At 44.2% G+C, this 15008-nt stretch carries 16 protein-coding genes; 5 read left to right on the top strand and 11 right to left on the bottom strand.

What is annotated here, in order from left to right:
- The first annotated feature begins 4 nt into the window (after positions 1-4).
- The gene (locus AY605_RS01230) at positions 5-634 is read left to right on the top strand and encodes a hypothetical protein (RefSeq protein ID WP_064094668.1); all 630 of its coding nucleotides are present in this window, start codon (positions 5-7) and stop codon (positions 632-634) included.
- Between the two features lie 51 nt (positions 635-685).
- On the opposite strand, the gene AY605_RS01235 is transcribed toward AY605_RS01230, so the two are convergent.
- The 7 genes from AY605_RS01235 to glnK all read right to left on the bottom strand — a co-directional run bounded on the left by AY605_RS01235 (position 686) and on the right by glnK (position 6817).
- A complete protein-coding gene (locus AY605_RS01235) occupies positions 686-1231 on the bottom strand; it encodes a VTT domain-containing protein (RefSeq protein ID WP_064094669.1) in 546 nt (181 codons plus the stop codon).
- A 109-nt stretch (positions 1232-1340) separates the two neighbouring features.
- Positions 1341-2000, bottom strand: coding sequence for a riboflavin synthase (locus AY605_RS01240; RefSeq protein WP_064094670.1), 660 nt, complete (start codon positions 1998-2000; stop codon positions 1341-1343).
- A gap of 22 nt (positions 2001-2022) precedes the next feature.
- A complete protein-coding gene (locus AY605_RS01245) occupies positions 2023-3315 on the bottom strand; it encodes a DNA adenine methylase (protein ID WP_064094671.1) in 1293 nt (430 codons plus the stop codon).
- A complete protein-coding gene (gene ribD, locus AY605_RS01250) occupies positions 3312-4400 on the bottom strand; it encodes a bifunctional diaminohydroxyphosphoribosylaminopyrimidine deaminase/5-amino-6-(5-phosphoribosylamino)uracil reductase RibD (RefSeq protein ID WP_064094672.1) in 1089 nt (362 codons plus the stop codon). Before ribD ends, AY605_RS01245 begins: the two co-directional genes overlap by 4 nt.
- 2 nt (positions 4401-4402) lie before the next feature.
- Positions 4403-4867 (bottom strand): transcriptional regulator NrdR, encoded by a 465-nt coding sequence (nrdR, locus tag AY605_RS01255; protein WP_064094673.1) that lies wholly within the window; start codon positions 4865-4867, stop codon positions 4403-4405.
- Between the two features lie 140 nt (positions 4868-5007).
- Entirely contained in the window at positions 5008-6420 is a 1413-nt protein-coding gene (locus AY605_RS01260) for an ammonium transporter (protein ID WP_064094674.1), read from the bottom strand.
- A gap of 58 nt (positions 6421-6478) precedes the next feature.
- Positions 6479-6817 carry a P-II family nitrogen regulator gene (glnK, locus tag AY605_RS01265; protein WP_005094485.1) on the bottom strand — a complete coding sequence of 113 codons (339 nt, stop codon included), beginning with the start codon at positions 6815-6817 and terminating at the stop codon, positions 6479-6481.
- A gap of 277 nt (positions 6818-7094) precedes the next feature.
- Here glnK and AY605_RS01270 point away from each other — a divergent pair, with 277 nt between their 5' ends.
- Both AY605_RS01270 and AY605_RS01275 read left to right on the top strand, forming a co-directional pair.
- Positions 7095-7322 (top strand): accessory factor UbiK family protein, encoded by a 228-nt coding sequence (locus AY605_RS01270; RefSeq protein ID WP_064095169.1) that lies wholly within the window; start codon positions 7095-7097, stop codon positions 7320-7322.
- A 66-nt stretch (positions 7323-7388) separates the two neighbouring features.
- Positions 7389-8879 carry a YifB family Mg chelatase-like AAA ATPase gene (locus AY605_RS01275; RefSeq protein ID WP_064094675.1) on the top strand — a complete coding sequence of 497 codons (1491 nt, stop codon included), beginning with the start codon at positions 7389-7391 and terminating at the stop codon, positions 8877-8879.
- 47 nt (positions 8880-8926) lie between these two features.
- Here the strand turns inward: AY605_RS01275 and AY605_RS01280 are convergent, their stop codons facing one another.
- Positions 8927-9655 carry a TorF family putative porin gene (locus tag AY605_RS01280; protein WP_064094676.1) on the bottom strand — a complete coding sequence of 243 codons (729 nt, stop codon included), beginning with the start codon at positions 9653-9655 and terminating at the stop codon, positions 8927-8929.
- Between the two features lie 597 nt (positions 9656-10252).
- Here AY605_RS01280 and AY605_RS01285 point away from each other — a divergent pair.
- Entirely contained in the window at positions 10253-11569 is a 1317-nt protein-coding gene (locus tag AY605_RS01285; protein WP_064094677.1) for an OprD family outer membrane porin, read from the top strand.
- A gap of 95 nt (positions 11570-11664) precedes the next feature.
- On the opposite strand, the gene ppa is transcribed toward AY605_RS01285, so the two are convergent.
- Together ppa and AY605_RS01295 are read right to left on the bottom strand one after the other, a co-directional pair.
- A complete protein-coding gene (ppa, locus tag AY605_RS01290; RefSeq protein ID WP_064094678.1) occupies positions 11665-12201 on the bottom strand; it encodes an inorganic diphosphatase in 537 nt (178 codons plus the stop codon).
- 116 nt (positions 12202-12317) lie between these two features.
- Positions 12318-12716 (bottom strand): MAPEG family protein, encoded by a 399-nt coding sequence (locus tag AY605_RS01295; protein ID WP_064094679.1) that lies wholly within the window; start codon positions 12714-12716, stop codon positions 12318-12320.
- 99 nt (positions 12717-12815) lie between these two features.
- On the opposite strand from AY605_RS01295, the gene AY605_RS01300 reads away from it, so the two are divergent.
- Positions 12816-13196, top strand: coding sequence for a hypothetical protein (locus tag AY605_RS01300; protein WP_064094680.1), 381 nt, complete (start codon positions 12816-12818; stop codon positions 13194-13196).
- A gap of 49 nt (positions 13197-13245) precedes the next feature.
- On the opposite strand, the gene AY605_RS01305 is transcribed toward AY605_RS01300, so the two are convergent.
- Positions 13246-14922 (bottom strand): AMP-binding protein, encoded by a 1677-nt coding sequence (locus tag AY605_RS01305; RefSeq protein ID WP_064095170.1) that lies wholly within the window; start codon positions 14920-14922, stop codon positions 13246-13248.
- Between the last annotated feature and the right edge of the window lie 86 nt (positions 14923-15008).

Below are 15008 nucleotides of genomic sequence, written 5' to 3' on the forward strand. Positions count from 1 at the left end.
GCACGTGGCATTAAATGTAGGTCCCGATTTTAAACAGCGCTGGTTAAATGTGCCGGAAGCTGTACGTCAGACCTTTATCGATGACCTCTCTCGTATCTGCGATATTTTAAAACCTGAAACGTCTTTGGAAGAATGGCAGAGTCGTGAGCAGCGCTTGCAGCAGGAATCTGAACGCAAGATTGAAGCAGCCTATGCGCAGCGCAAGGCCGAATTGATTGAAGAAGCCCGTATTCGCAAACAGCTTGCACTCGAAAAAGCTTTGGCCGAAAAGCGTGCCGAGGAACAGGCCTATCAAGAACAGTTACGTCTTGAAGAACAGCGAAAATTGAGCGAACAGACCCAAATGCTTGCTGAAATTAATATGCAGCTAAAGACTGAAGTGCAGCACTATGTTGACCGCTTTCAGAAAAACCCTGAGCATACTTTTGACTTTGCCAAAGGCCGCATCCAGATTGAGGATCAGAACATTTTATCCGAATTAGAAAGTGTGCGTTTACGCCTGGAACTTGAGGCAGAAGCGGTGATTGAACAAACAGTCAATGCACTTAGAGAGAAAATGCGTGCTGCAGCCAAAGAAGAAATTGAGTATATCATTCAAAACTCTGAATTTTCTGATCAACCAAGCAATAGTTAGATCATCCTTTCACATAAAAAGCCCGAACATTCGGGCTTTTTTAGTTTTATCCTAGAAAAAGTCGGCCAGCATAAAAGCGGCATTTCCGAGCAGATAACCAATACTTAATAAAGTGCCAATCCAGAGTATACCCCCCACAATATTATAGAAGCTGAATGTGGCAAAACTCATATGGGCGGATCCTGCAGCAAAAGGGCCAAATGAGCGAACAAAGGGAATAAAACGCGCAATAACGATAGTTTTACCACCATGTTTCATAAAATAGTGATTGGTTTTCACCATATATTCTGGCTTAAAAAAACGTGAATGCTGATTGAAATATTTTAAACCAAGAACTTTCCCAGTGTAATAATTCACGCTATAACCCAGCACTGTAGCAGTAAATAGCAACAGCCCCATGGAATGCAAGGTCACGATATCACTGCTGGCGCATAACGCTCCCACAGCCAGTAACAAGCTGTCACCCGGCAGAAAAAAGAAGAATACAGAACCGGTTTCTGCAAAAATCACCAGAAACAGAATTGCATAAATCCATACCCCGTATTGATCGAGCAATAGCGGCAATGACTGTTCCAAGTTAAGTAAAAAATCGAGCATTCGACCCGTCCACCCAGGCAATATTTGCAAGTTGAACTGCTGATTATCCCGAAAAATAAAAAAACAGTCTAATTTTTCAATCAGACTGTTCAGTAAATCAACATTTTTCTTATTTTAAGAAACCGTTTTCAGCTAGAAAATCCATGCTGATTTTCGATTGTTCAGTGGTTTCAGCTGCTTTATCACCCAGCAATAAACGTTCGATATAACGTGCCAGTACATCAACTTCCAGGTTGACCTTGGTTCCCACCTTCCAGGTACCGATATTGGTCCGCTCCGCTGTATGCGGAATCAGGTTGAGACTAATGACACTGCCACGCAAATGATTAATCGTCAGACTGATGCCATCGACTGTAACCGAGCCTTTTTCTGCCAGGTATTTGGCAATTTCGGCCGGTGCCGTCACTTCATAATAAATCGAGCGGGCGTCTTCACGAACCAGCGTGATTTCGCCGACTGCATCCACATGACCTGACACAATATGACCGCCAAAACGTGTGGTCGGCAACATGGCTTTTTCGACATTGACAGGCTGGCCTGCTTTCCAGTTACCCAGTGTAGTCCGGTTCAGGCTTTCACGGGAAACATCAGCCGCATACCAGTTCTTGCCCCAGTCAATGACTGTAAGGCAAATACCGTTGGTCGCAATAGAATCACCCAGATGTACATCGGACATGTCCAGATCGGTCTGGATCCGCAAACGTACATCACCGCCAACGCTTTGCAGACTTTCGACTTTGCCGAGGCTTTCGATAATACCTGTAAACATTTTTATTTCCTTTAAATTTCTTTTACCAGAGAGCCAGCTGGGTACTAACGCCGGTCGTATCCACACCGCCCAATTCTGCATAATGATGCAACTGGCTGAGTAACTGGCGGATTGGCGGACCGGACTTGGCATGCGTATCCGTAATCACAATAAATTCCAGTACCCGGGCACGTTCGGACTGACGCTGTTTACTAACACGATAACGCGGTACATCTTGGGTCAGCAAGCTGACCCGGCCACGTTTCAGGTTGGCCTGTAATAAATCGGTGGCGCTGATATTCCCGTCGGTTGAATAACTGGTCAGAATAAAGCGCGCGTTGATGGTGTCCAGCAGGCTCTCGTAGGCTTCTTTGGCATATTTAGAAGAGTTGTACTGGCTCGGACGCTCTTTACGCCATGCCCGGTCAATTCCGCTCTTAAAGCCTTTGGTGTCCGGGGTTGGCAAATCGACCTGATCCCATAAGGTCAATGCATTCAACACATGATAATTACTGCTATACGCATGCTGATTATATGGCGGATCCAGATAGGCCACATCCACTTCAAAGCCGCTCATCTGGTTGGCCAGATGCTGGGCATCGACACACCACATTTCTGCGGCCATTCCCTTTTTCTGATCCGACTCGCAAAAACGGCTTGGGGTCAGCCACAGCAATGATTCAATCCGTTCCAGCGCAGTTTGGGTTTTCCCGCCCCAGCCATGGTGGAAGCTTTTGAAAACACCAGACGTATTGCTGACAAAACTGGCTGAATACAGCAAAGGGGCCAGCAAGGCAGACATTTCCACATCATCAATTGCACCTTGGGCCTGCCAGGCGGCAATCTGCTGGCGAATCGCATCAATACGCATGCCGTTACGGCGTTTGAAGAACAAACGGTCACGGGCTGGATCATAGATTTCATCATTACGTGGACAGAGGTTGTGCGTGACCCAGCCTTTGACTTCAGGCAAACGGTTCAGGTAGTCAATGGCTTTCTGATAGCCACCCAACTCTTTAAATGCCGGTGCTTCCGTACAGGCCAGTACCGCATGATTCAACGCATGGCTATACGGTTCCCAGTCATTGGCAATGACGCGATAACCATTCTGACGGGCCAAACGTGAAACCACACCTGAACCGGCAAAAAAATCAGCAAAGATTGGCGCACGACCATCGCTACGTTTCAGGGTTCCTGTACTCTCCAGAGCTTCCAGAATCAAATGCAGTAAACGGCGCTTATTGCCCAGATAAGGAACCAGTTGATGGAAAAGATATTCATCGGTGGTACGCGCCGCATGGCGACGTTTATGATAAACCGTAGGCTCTGAACTCATAGTGTCTCTTGAAAAGGAATTAGCCTGAAGCGCACGTCATCACCCAAGCGAGTCACATCGCGCAGCTTAAATCGGAGTTGTTCGGCCATACGGCTGAATTCTGCATTGAACATAGTACGTGCAGACTGCCCCAATAGGGTCGGCGCAACGTAACTAATCAGTTCATCAACCAAGTGTTCTTGTAAAAATACGGTAGATAAGGTCGCCCCTGCTTCCACCAGCACATCATAAATCTGATGCTGTTGAACCAACAGCATCAATAATTCTTGTAAGGTTTGTACAGGCAAGTGTAGCACACCCAGATCAGCTAGTTCTTGACGAAAAGGCCCCATCACCATTACGGTGTCGGCTTGCGCTAAAATTTTTGCGTTGAGTGGTAAACGCCCCTGACGGTCCAGAATAATCCGTTTCGGTTGCACCACGGTCTTGATATCTTCAACGCCATCCAGTTGACGCACATTCAGTTCACAGTCATCCGCAAGGACCGTATCAATCCCGGTAATCACCGCGCCTGAAATCGCACGCCAGTGCTGTACATCCTGACGCGCTGCTGCACCAGTAATCCATTTTGATTCACCCGATGCCATCGCGGTACGGCCATCCAGGCTTGAAGCAATTTTTAAACGTACATAAGGTTGGCCGGTTGCCATAGCCTTCAGGAAACCTTGATTCAGCTGATGCGCTTCATCCTCACAGATGCCAACATCTACCTCAATGCCCGCATCTTTCAGGATCTGTACGCCCTTGCCGGCTACCAGCGGATTGGGATCAGGACAGGCAACAATAACTTTTGCCACGCCTGCCTCAACTAAGCCTTTGGCACAAGGCGGTGTTCGGCCATAATGCGCACAAGGTTCTAAAGTCACATAAGCGGTTGCACCACGTGCCTGTCCACCCGCCTGACGCAGCGCAAAGACTTCAGCATGTGGCTGGCCGGCTTGGGGATGAAAGCCTTCACCAATCACGATGCCATCTTTAACAATGACACAGCCGACATTCGGATTCGGTTTGGTGGAATATTGCCCTTGACGAGCCAATTCAATGGCACGCTGCATCCAGACTCGATCTTGATTCAATTCAGCCATGTTTATTCGTGTAATTCTCGTTGTTGCATCTGTTCAATCTGATGACGAAAAGCTTCGACATCCTGAAAATCCTGATAAACCGAAGCGAAACGTACATAGGCAACATGATCCAGAGCAAATAAAGACTGCATCACGATTTCACCGATGGTACGTGATTTCACGTCACGCTCACCCAGACGGCGAATCTGTAGCTGGATATCACTTAGCACGGTTTCAATCTGTTCCTGGGTCACCGGGCGTTTTTGCAAGGCATGCATCAGGGAGCGACGTAGTTTGGCTTCATCGAAAGGCTCATTCTTGCCATCTGACTTGATGACACGTGGCATCACCACTTCATAACTTTCAAAGGTAGTGAAGCGTTCATTACAACTGACACATTCACGACGACGACGAATCTGACAGCCTTCAGCTGCCAGGCGTGAATCAATCACTTTACTGTCTGCAGTATTGCAAAATGGGCAATGCATAGCGGTTTAATTGAGCAAATCCAGATGATTTCCGAGTGTAGCAAAAATTACAAACTTTGTAGAGCTTTACGCAACATATAGAAAAAAAACAGCCCATTCGGGCTGTTTTACACTATATATTGATTATGAGGTAGTTATTATTATTCGACACGTTCGCCATGTTGGCTCAAATCCAGCCCCATACGCTCATCATCAGATGTCACACGGATTCCAATGATCAAGTCGATGACTTTGAGGATAATGAAGGTCATGATCGCAGAGTAAGCAATTGTCGCCAACACACCTTCCACTTGCACCCAAAGCTGATGCATGACATTGGCAGGGGCATTGTCACCCATGATGAATTCGCTGGCAAAGAAGGCTGTTAAAATCGCACCTACAATACCACCTACACCATGCAAGCCAAAGGCATCTAAAGAATCATCGGCTTTCAATGCGCGTTTCAGTGCAGTAATCCCCCAGAAACACACCACACCACCGATCAGACCCATCGCCAGCGCACCACCTACGGTCACAAAACCTGCAGCAGGAGTAATTACGACCAGACCTGCAACTGCACCTGATACGCCACCCAGTACGGAAGCTTTACCACGCACCAGTTTTTCAGTAATTAACCAAGAGATAGCTGCCGCCGCTGCTGCCACTTGAGTCACGATCAAGGCATAGCCTGCAGAACCGTTTGCACCTAATGCAGAACCACCATTGAAACCGAACCAGCCTACCCAGAGTAAAGATGCACCGATCACTGTAAGGGTCAGGTTATGTGGTGCCATAGATTCACGGCCCAAGCCCATACGTTTGCCCAGCATATATGCCGCTACCAGACCAGCAACACCCGAGTTGATATGTACGACTGTACCACCGGCAAAATCAAGCGCGCCATCGTTACCTAACCAGCCGCCACCCCACACCCAGTGGGTAATTGGGGCATAGACAATCACCACCCAAAGTGCGATGAAAGCAACGAAAGCACCAAATTTCATACGTTCTGCAATCGAACCGCTAATGATGGCAACCGTAATAATGGCAAAAGTCATTTGGAAAATCACGAATAGGATTTCAGGAATCGTGCCCGAGAGTGCTTCTGTGGTGATTCCCGCTAACATGAATTTATCCAGGCTACCTATAAAGGCATTACCTTCCCCGAAAGCGAGGGTATAACCAATGATGACCCAGGCAATACTGACCACTGTAGCAGCAACAAAGCTATGTGCCATGGTCGCCAGGACATTTTTCTTGCGGACCATACCGCCATAAAATAGCGCCAAACCAGGAATGGTCATCAATAAAACCAGAGCGGTCGAGGTTAAAATCCAGGCGGTATCACCAGTATCTAGCGTTGGTTCTTCTTCTGCAGGTATTACGGCTTCGACTGGCGCTGCTTCAGCAATGACTGCTGTAGTCTCTGTTGTATTTAGTGTTGTATCGCCTGCTTCTTCAACAAGCACAATTTCTTCTGTTGGTGTTGTTGCTGTTGCAGCTTCTTCAGCCCATGCAACAGAACCACCAAAAAGAGCGCCGGCCATGCCGAACGCGAGTAGCATTTTTTTCATCGTATCCCCCAACCAAGTTTTTGTGAGTTATTAGGTACTCAGCAAACTTCGTGCCAAGTTAGACAGCGTCTGCCCCTGTTTCACCTGTACGAATACGGATGACTTGTTCCAAGTTAGTTACGAAAATTTTTCCGTCACCGATTTTTCCAGTGCTAGCCACACGGGTGATAGATTCAATTACTGAGTCAACCATGTCATCGCTGATTGCAATTTCAATTTTGACTTTCGGTAGGAAATCTACAACGTATTCAGCACCACGATAGAGTTCAGTATGGCCTTTTTGACGACCAAAGCCTTTCACTTCAGTTACAGTGATGCCTTGAACACCAATTTCAGACAATGCTTCGCGCACATCATCTAATTTAAAAGGTTTTACAATTGCAGTTACGAGCTTCATGTTTGTTTTCCTTCGGCTTATTTCACCAGTAAGGTTTTACGTTCAAATTTCATGCCAAGATCCCTAAGGTCGGGGGAAATTAGAAAGCTCGGCATGTGGTCTATTTATACCTTATTTTATACTTATAAAGTCCTTGAATCTTCAAAAAATAGACATTTTTTATGTGGATTTTTACAATATCTCTGCCCGAATAAGTCTATATTTTATCTGAAATACTATAGTCTGCATTTTAGCAATGCTAAACTGTGCGCTCCTTTCTATGGCAATGGATCAGACGATGATTGAAACCTTATTACAAGCAATTATGCAGCAAGTCGAACAACCTAAGAAAGATTTGGAACATAATCTCCGTGCCCTGTTAAATGAAGCTGTGGCTAAAATGGATCTGGTGTCTAAAGAAGAAATTGAACGTCAACGCACTGCCCTAAATAAAGCCAATTATCGTCTGGATGAATTACTCAAACAGGTTGAGGCACTAGAAGAAAAAATTTCGAACAAAAAATAAGCACAAGTACAGTGCACAAAAGACACCAGACTTATAAAAATAACGCACCAAATTGGAACAACAATAATGTCTTTTGCCAAAATTTATACGCGAGGCTTGCTTGGCCTGCATGCACCTTTAATAGAAGTCGAGGTTCATGTCAGTTCGGGCATGCCTTCACTCACTATTGTGGGGCTTCCAGAAGCAGCAGTACGGGAAAGTAAAGACCGGGTACGGTCGGCTATTTTGAATAGCGGCTTTCAATTCCCCACTAAACGTCTCACCATTAATCTGGCGCCAGCAGATCTGCCAAAAGATGGCTCACGTCTGGACTTACCGATTGCTTTAGGCATTTTAGTGGCTTCAGGCCAGCTCCCAGAAGATTGCACCGAGCATCTTGAATTTATTGGAGAATTGGCCCTTGATGGTCAATTACGTCCGGTCAGTGGAACCCTGAGTATTGCGATTGCCTGTCAGAGTGATCAGCATCAACTGATCCTGCCTGGCCCAAATGCCCAAGAAGCCTGTCAGCTCCCTGATTTTAAAGTCTTCGCAGCCAATCATCTGAAAGAGGTGTGTGAACATCTTTCCCAGACACAGCCCTTGCAGCAGATAGAATCCGGTTCACTTGCTACAGACCATTTTTATAAGTTTGATCTTGCGGATGTAAAAGGACAATTACGACCACGACGTGCTTTAGAAATTGCTGCAGCAGGTGGTCATTCCCTGCTGTTTCGTGGTCCGCCTGGAACAGGCAAGACTTTGCTGGCCTCCCGATTGGCCAGTATTTTACCGCCTTTAAAGACCCAGGAAAATCTGGAAGTCGCCAGTATCTATTCAGTGGCGAATGCCAATCATCCTTTTGGGCAACGCCCGTTTCGGGCTCCGCATCATACTGCTTCTGCAGTGGCACTGGTCGGTGGTGGTTCACATCCCAAGCCAGGAGAAATTACCCTGGCGCATTTAGGGGTTTTATTTCTGGACGAACTGCCTGAATTCGACCGCAAAGTTCTGGAAGTCTTACGGCAGCCTTTGGAGGCAAAGGAAATTGTCATTTCCCGGGCATCACGCCAGATTACTTTTCCCGCCAATTTCCAGTTGGTGGCTGCCATGAATCCATGCCCATGTGGGTATGCCTTTAATCAGGATATCCGCTGTCAATGTTCGCCTGAAAGTATTAAGCGTTATCAGAACCGGATCTCCGGTCCCCTGCTGGACCGGATTGATTTGCATATTGATGTACCTCCATTACAGGCGCATGAGTTACAGGACAATAGACCTACAGAAAACTCGGAAACGGTCAGACAACGCGTCATTGCCGCTTATGAAATTCAGATGCAACGGCAAAACACCTTGAATATGAGTCTGAGTCCGAAGCAGCTAGAGCAGTATGCCGCATTAGATCAGTCTGCTCAGAATATGCTTGAACTGGCGCAGCAAAAATTAAATTTGTCAGCCCGAGGTTATCATCGGGTCTTGCGTGTCGCACGTACCATTGCCGATTTGCATCAAAGTCCCGATATCCAAAGCCAGCATCTGTCTGAGGCTTTATCTTATCGCGGGCAGCAGCAGATTTAGAACATTAAAAAAGGCGACCTGAGATCGCCTTTTTTAAACACCAAAGATTAGAAGCTGTAGCCTAGTCCTAATACCACTTTATTTTTCTGTTTATCTTCAAAACGGTTATAACCACCAAAAATATAATTCATGCTGGCGGTGATGCCTGTATCAGCAAGTGGCTTGCTTAGACCGATATCGAAATGACGGAAACCGAAACTGTTTTCTGTTCCTTTTATGTCGCCATCTTTGGCATAAATATATAGGCCAAGTGCAGTATCCAGACTAAAATCTTTTGGCAGTGCATAGCTATAGGTGCCTTTTAGATAGGTATCCCCTGCATTACCCCAATCAAGATCTTCCAGTAATGTTTGAGCAGTCATACCAAAATCTTTGTACGTCAGACCCAGCATGGTTTCAAAACCATTTGATCCTGTATTGCCAATATCATAATAATAATAATAAGTTAAACCCGCTGTATAATCCCAGTCTTCATTGATTGAACCGTTATAGCCCGCATAAAAATCATTTTCAAAGGCATTGGGCAAATCATCACCATAGTCTAATGTCGAACCCCACCACCCTGCATAGAAACCAGAAGCATGATTGTAGTCCAGCCCCCCCTGTAAAGTAGCGCCCTTATTTTCTGGCGTATTGGTAATACCACGCAGGTTATAGCTTGAAAGTACGCTGATATTTCCAGATACCGTATGTTCAGCAGCCGGTTCCTCAGCAAAAGTAAAAGAAGATGCAGCGCCCAATAAAGCAAGAGATAATACTTTTAATGTTGATTTCATTGTGTGACTCCCCCAGATCGTCTGAGACGTTTTTTATGGTCATTGATTAAACTCAAGCTCGAAACTGCAAGAGCTATGCCAATCTGGATAAAGGACACTCGAAACAATGAAACCTACAAAATGATTAATACATAAGTTTCTGTTTTTAAATTAAAATTTAAATTATTCTAAAAAGTATGTGCTAGGTGATTTCTTGACTCAAAAGATTTAAGCACCATTCCTTTGTTTTTTAAGGCTTATACATAATTATTTACAACTTGCCCTATTTTGATTCTGTTTTTAAAAGGATCAAAATTTATGCCAAAAAATCGTGCATATTTTTTGATCATATTTTTTACACATTATTCAGTGTAAAAGTTATTTCTTCTTATTTTGCATTCTTAAAAAGATAAGTTTTACCTTCTAACAGGTTTTTGTTTATATTAATTTTTTACCAAATGGTTATAAATCCATCTTCGTTAAGTTTCGCTATTTTTTAATTTGAGTTAAAAAAATTAGACTTTAATAGAAGATCTGCAATAAAAAATGACATTTTTTCCATCAATTCTTATACAATTCTTAAAAATTCTCTACTAGTTTGTATAAGGTCATCTCCCAATGCAAAATATAAAAAAATTAACATTGATCGTTATGATTCAAGCTGCTTTGGTGTCATCTGTGTATGCCAATGAACAAGCTGAAGCTAAAGGTTTTGTTGAAGGTGCTGACGGTACGGTTTTATTCCGCACCGGTTTTCTAAGCCGTGACAAAAAGAATGGTGTAGCGGATACACGCTCATCTGCTCAAACGGCGATAGTTAAACTGGACTCTGGCTTTACTAAAGGTGTAGTCGGTTTTGGTGCAGGTATTATCGGTGATGCATCTTTCAAGATAGGCAAAAATGCACACGCGGGGAATAACATGATTCCCCTGCATAATAATGGTGCCAAAGATGCCCAAGGCCGGGTGGATCCTTATAGTACCTGGGCACGTGGTGGGGCATATGTGAAAGCTCGTGTTTCCAGTACGACAGCTACTTATGGTACTCAGGTTCTTGATATTCCTGTACTCGCAAGTAATACCGCACGTCTGGTTCCCGAGTATTTTACCGGTGTACTGGTCACAAGTAACGAAATAGACAAGCTGAAGCTTACAGCAGGTAAATTCACCAAAGATCAATATTCAGATCAACTTAGTACTGATGGCCGTCATCTGAAAAGTGCAGTAGTTTGGGGTGCAAAATACGACTTCAATGACCACCTTAACTCCTCTTATTATGGAGTTGATGTTAAAGATAAACTGGAACGTCATTATGCGAGTGTCAACTCTACCCATGACCTGAAGGATGATTCATCTTTAACTTTAGATTTGAGTGGATATCATACTAAGTTTGACAAAGATGCCAATACCTACTCTCAGACCACGACTGATCTGGCAGACCGTCATAATACAATCTGGGCGGTTTCAAGTGCCTATAACAAAGACGTGCACAATATCATGCTGGCTTACCAACAAAACTCAGGCAATGTTGGTTACGATTATGGTGAAAATGCTGATGGCGGTCAGAGCATGTATCTTCCAAACTCTTACCTTTCTGACTTTATTGGCAATAAGGAAAAATCTGCTCAGCTACAGTACAGCTATAACTTCAAAAATCATGGCATTCCAGGTTTAAACTGGACCACGGCTTTTGTTTATGGCTGGGATATCCATGTTGCGAATCCGGATAACCGCGCTGAATTAATCACCAGCAATGCTCAGGAACATGAATTTTTTAACCAGGTTAAATATACCGTTCAATCTGGTCACCTGAAAGATGCAAGCTTACGCTTACGTCACTCTTATTACCGAGCGAGTGATGACTATCAATCTAGCTATATTGGTGACACCAACGAATGGCGTATCTGGCTAGACATTCCTGTGAAATTATTCTAATTCACGCGAAATTCAAGCCATAAAAAAACCTGCATCATGTGCAGGTTTTTTTATACCAAGCTTTAAAAATTTAAAGCCCAATGAACAAAAAGCAATTATTTATTTGCTTCTGCATAAGCTTCAATTGAACTCATGACTTCCTGTTTTGCAACATCAGCCCCGTCCCAACCACTAAGCTTAACCCATTTACCTGGTTCAAGGTCTTTGTAGTGCTGGAAGAAATGTTCGATCTGGCTGATCAGTAATGGAGGAAGATCCGTATATTCCTGAACATCTTTGTAGATTGGCGTCAGTTTATCATGTGGAACTGCAACCAGTTTCGCATCAATACCACCGTCATCTTCCATGTTCAACTTACCCACAGGACGGCAACGAATCACAGAACCTGGTTCGACCGGATGCGGAGTTACCACCAGTACGTCTAATGGGTCACCGTCAAGTGACAGGGTGTTTGGTACATAACCGTAGTTTGCTGGGTAGAACATTGCTGTACCCATAAAACGGTCTACAAATAACGCATCAGAATCTTTATCGATTTCGTATTTGATTGGTGCTGCATTTGCAGGAATTTCGATGATCACATAGATATCGTTTGGCGCATCTTTACCCGCTGGGATATTGCTGTAGCTCATAGCATCACTCTTTAACAAGTTATATCTTTTAAAAAACCGCGACAATTATAACGGGTTTTAAAGAAATTTTTAGACTTTAAATCTCGAACTGTAAATATGTCCGCTGACTTGCTGATTTAAACGATCTTGATGATCAACAGCAATAAAGCCACCGGGCATAACATCGAGAGCAACCATACAATAGAACGTAAAGTTGCCCAGTTGGCCAGATAGCAAATTCCGTACAAGATACGAAAAACCAGATAGGCAATACCGAACGTCATGACTAACTCTTGGGGCACCACCATATATTCTGCCATCAAGATCGCAGCAATAAAGAGTGGCAAACTTTCAAAACTGTTCTGCTGGACAGCATTGGCACGACTAGCCAGTCCTGAAGACTTTTCTAAAAATTCCCGTGGATGCTGATTGTCTTTGGCGCTAAAGCCTGCAGTTTTTTTTGCAATCAATGTGAATACATATGGCAAAAGACAAGCGGCTAAAATGAGATAAATAATCCCACTAATGCTGTGCATCTGTTTTTTCTCATAAAATTTTATCCCTATCATAGCATGGCATTTCGTGAATAAATTTTGTTAAATAGAGTGCTTTTTATTACTTGTTAAGGATTCACTATGGTCACACCTGATCAAAATGAAATGTTCGATGTCCTCGAGAAACAACGCCAGCATCAACGTCAAGTGGATCGCGTATTAAAAATTGTGCTGCCGATTGTGGCATTTCTGATCGCCGTCATTTGTGCCAATATGAACATCTGGTCACCGATCTTCACCTTTGCTCTTCTGTGGATTTCTTTTTATGCTGTAGGAATCAAGCGCCTGCCTCTCTGGCACTGGTTGATCGCAACCCTGGTTTACTGCTTGCTAGATAATATTCTGAGTTATGGCAGCTTTAATCAAACCGGATTTACCCGCCAGTTCGGTACCATGTTTATTTTCTTGGGAGTAGTCGGAGTAGGCCGCCCTTATTTTGACCGCTGGTTAATGAAAAAATAAAAAGTCCAAATTAAAAAAAGCGCCTGACGGCGCTTTTTTCTTACAGAATTTAGGCAGATTTACGTAAATCTTTGCGCAGGATTTTACCTACATTCGATTTTGGCAATTCATCCATAAACTCGACATAACGTGGACGTTTATAACCGGTGAGGTTTTCTTTAGCAAATGCCAAAACCTCTTCTGTGGTTAGAGATGGATCTTTTTTCACCACAAACAGTTTCGGCACTTCGCCTGATTTTTCATCTGGTACGCCAATCGCAGCCACTTCCAGCACTTTTGGATGGGTTGCCAAAACTTCTTCAATCTCAGATGGATAAACGTTAAAACCAGAAACTAGAATCATGTCTTTCTTACGGTCTACGATTTTTACATAACCACGTGAATCCATCACACCGATATCACCGGTACGGAAGAAGCCATTAACCATCACTTTGTCAGTTTCATCTGGTCGGTTCCAGTAGCCTTTCATGACCTGAGGACCACGGATTGAAATTTCACCTTGCTCGCCCAATGGAACTTCATTGCCTTCATCATCCAGAATAGCAACTTCGGTTGATGGTAACGGGATACCAATGGTGCCACTAAATTCTTCAGATGCAGGTGGGTTTGCCGTAGCGACTGGAGAGGTTTCAGACAAGCCATAACCTTCAACAATATTGGTTCCGGTGACTTTCTTCCATGCTGCTGCAGTAGAAGGAAGTACCGCCATACCACCGCCCATTGCCATTTTTAACTTGCTATGATCAAGCTGTTTGAACTCTTCATTGTTTACCAGCGCATTGAATAGTGTATTCACTGCCGGGAAGAAAGTCGGCTGGTATTTACGTAATTCTTTCATCACTGCCGGCAGATCACGCGGGTTCGGAATCAGGACATTCGCTTGGCCTTTGTACATGCCATACAGTGCGCACACCATAAACGCAAAGATATGATAAAGCGGCAAGGCACAGAAAATACGGTCATCTGGCTGACCATCTTGCGCACCAAATTTACTCTGGAAAATACCGTCACACTGTAACAGGTTCGCGACCAGGTTACGGTGCGTCAGCTCAGCACCTTTAGATACGCCTGTGGTACCGCCCGTATATTGCAGTACAGCCGTATCGCTTAGGCCTAGTTCAGGACGCTTGTAATTGTTCGGACTAACTTTATTTAAAGCGGTATTGAACTTGACGTGGCCTGGAATATCCCATGCTGGAATCTGCTTGCGCACAGAACGCAGTACAAAATTTACCAGTGTTCCTTTCAAGGCACCCAGCATGTCACCGACAGAAGCTACTACAACATGCTTCACTGGTGTTTTACCGATAATCGCCTGGTAAACAGATGCAAAGTTCTCAATGATCACCAGAACTTCAGCACCTGAGTCATTCAATTGATGCTCAAGTTCACGTGATGTATAGAGTGGATTCACGTTGACCAGTACCAAACCTGCGCGGAACACCCCAAGTGCCACGACCGGATACTGAAGCACGTTTGGCATCATCACTGCAACACGTGAACCTTTTGCCAACCCCAAGCTTTGTAAATAAGTTGCAAATTTGCGACTCGCCTCTTCCAATTCATTGAAAGTCATGGCCTTATCCATAAAGATAAAGGCATCACGCGAGCCGAATTTTTGGAAATTACGTTCAAAAATATCTACTAGAGAAGTATTTTCTGGTGGTAATTCTACTGTTTCTGGAATCCCTGTTTTTTGGTATTCAGCAAACCAAATTTTTTCCATAATGGCCATCTCTCCAATCATAATCCTTAGTATTTCAACTGTTTTTTTCAATATCACACGCCGTTTTTAGACTTGTATATGTGCAA

This window comes from Acinetobacter sp. SFD (assembly GCF_001647575.1).
Lineage (GTDB): Bacteria > Pseudomonadota > Gammaproteobacteria > Pseudomonadales > Moraxellaceae > Acinetobacter > Acinetobacter pecorum.

Excerpts from the sequence above, each read along its gene's own strand:
- AY605_RS01235 (WP_064094669.1), bottom strand. The coding sequence starts at position 1,231 with ATGCTCGATTTTTTACTTAACTTGGAACAGTCATTGCCGCTATTGCTC.
- AY605_RS01240 (WP_064094670.1), bottom strand. The coding sequence starts at position 2,000 with ATGTTTACAGGTATTATCGAAAGCCTCGGCAAAGTCGAAAGTCTGCAA.
- AY605_RS01245 (WP_064094671.1), bottom strand. The coding sequence starts at position 3,315 with ATGAGTTCAGAGCCTACGGTTTATCATAAACGTCGCCATGCGGCGCGT.
- ribD (WP_064094672.1), bottom strand. The coding sequence starts at position 4,400 with ATGGCTGAATTGAATCAAGATCGAGTCTGGATGCAGCGTGCCATTGAA.
- nrdR (WP_064094673.1), bottom strand. The coding sequence starts at position 4,867 with ATGCATTGCCCATTTTGCAATACTGCAGACAGTAAAGTGATTGATTCA.
- AY605_RS01260 (WP_064094674.1), bottom strand. The coding sequence starts at position 6,420 with ATGAAAAAAATGCTACTCGCGTTCGGCATGGCCGGCGCTCTTTTTGGT.
- glnK (WP_005094485.1), bottom strand. The coding sequence starts at position 6,817 with ATGAAGCTCGTAACTGCAATTGTAAAACCTTTTAAATTAGATGATGTG.
- AY605_RS01270 (WP_064095169.1), top strand. The coding sequence starts at position 7,095 with ATGATTGAAACCTTATTACAAGCAATTATGCAGCAAGTCGAACAACCT.
- AY605_RS01275 (WP_064094675.1), top strand. The coding sequence starts at position 7,389 with ATGTCTTTTGCCAAAATTTATACGCGAGGCTTGCTTGGCCTGCATGCA.
- AY605_RS01280 (WP_064094676.1), bottom strand. The coding sequence starts at position 9,655 with ATGAAATCAACATTAAAAGTATTATCTCTTGCTTTATTGGGCGCTGCA.
- AY605_RS01285 (WP_064094677.1), top strand. The coding sequence starts at position 10,253 with ATGCAAAATATAAAAAAATTAACATTGATCGTTATGATTCAAGCTGCT.
- ppa (WP_064094678.1), bottom strand. The coding sequence starts at position 12,201 with ATGAGCTACAGCAATATCCCAGCGGGTAAAGATGCGCCAAACGATATC.
- AY605_RS01295 (WP_064094679.1), bottom strand. The coding sequence starts at position 12,716 with ATGCACAGCATTAGTGGGATTATTTATCTCATTTTAGCCGCTTGTCTT.
- AY605_RS01300 (WP_064094680.1), top strand. The coding sequence starts at position 12,816 with ATGGTCACACCTGATCAAAATGAAATGTTCGATGTCCTCGAGAAACAA.
- AY605_RS01305 (WP_064095170.1), bottom strand. The coding sequence starts at position 14,922 with ATGGAAAAAATTTGGTTTGCTGAATACCAAAAAACAGGGATTCCAGAA.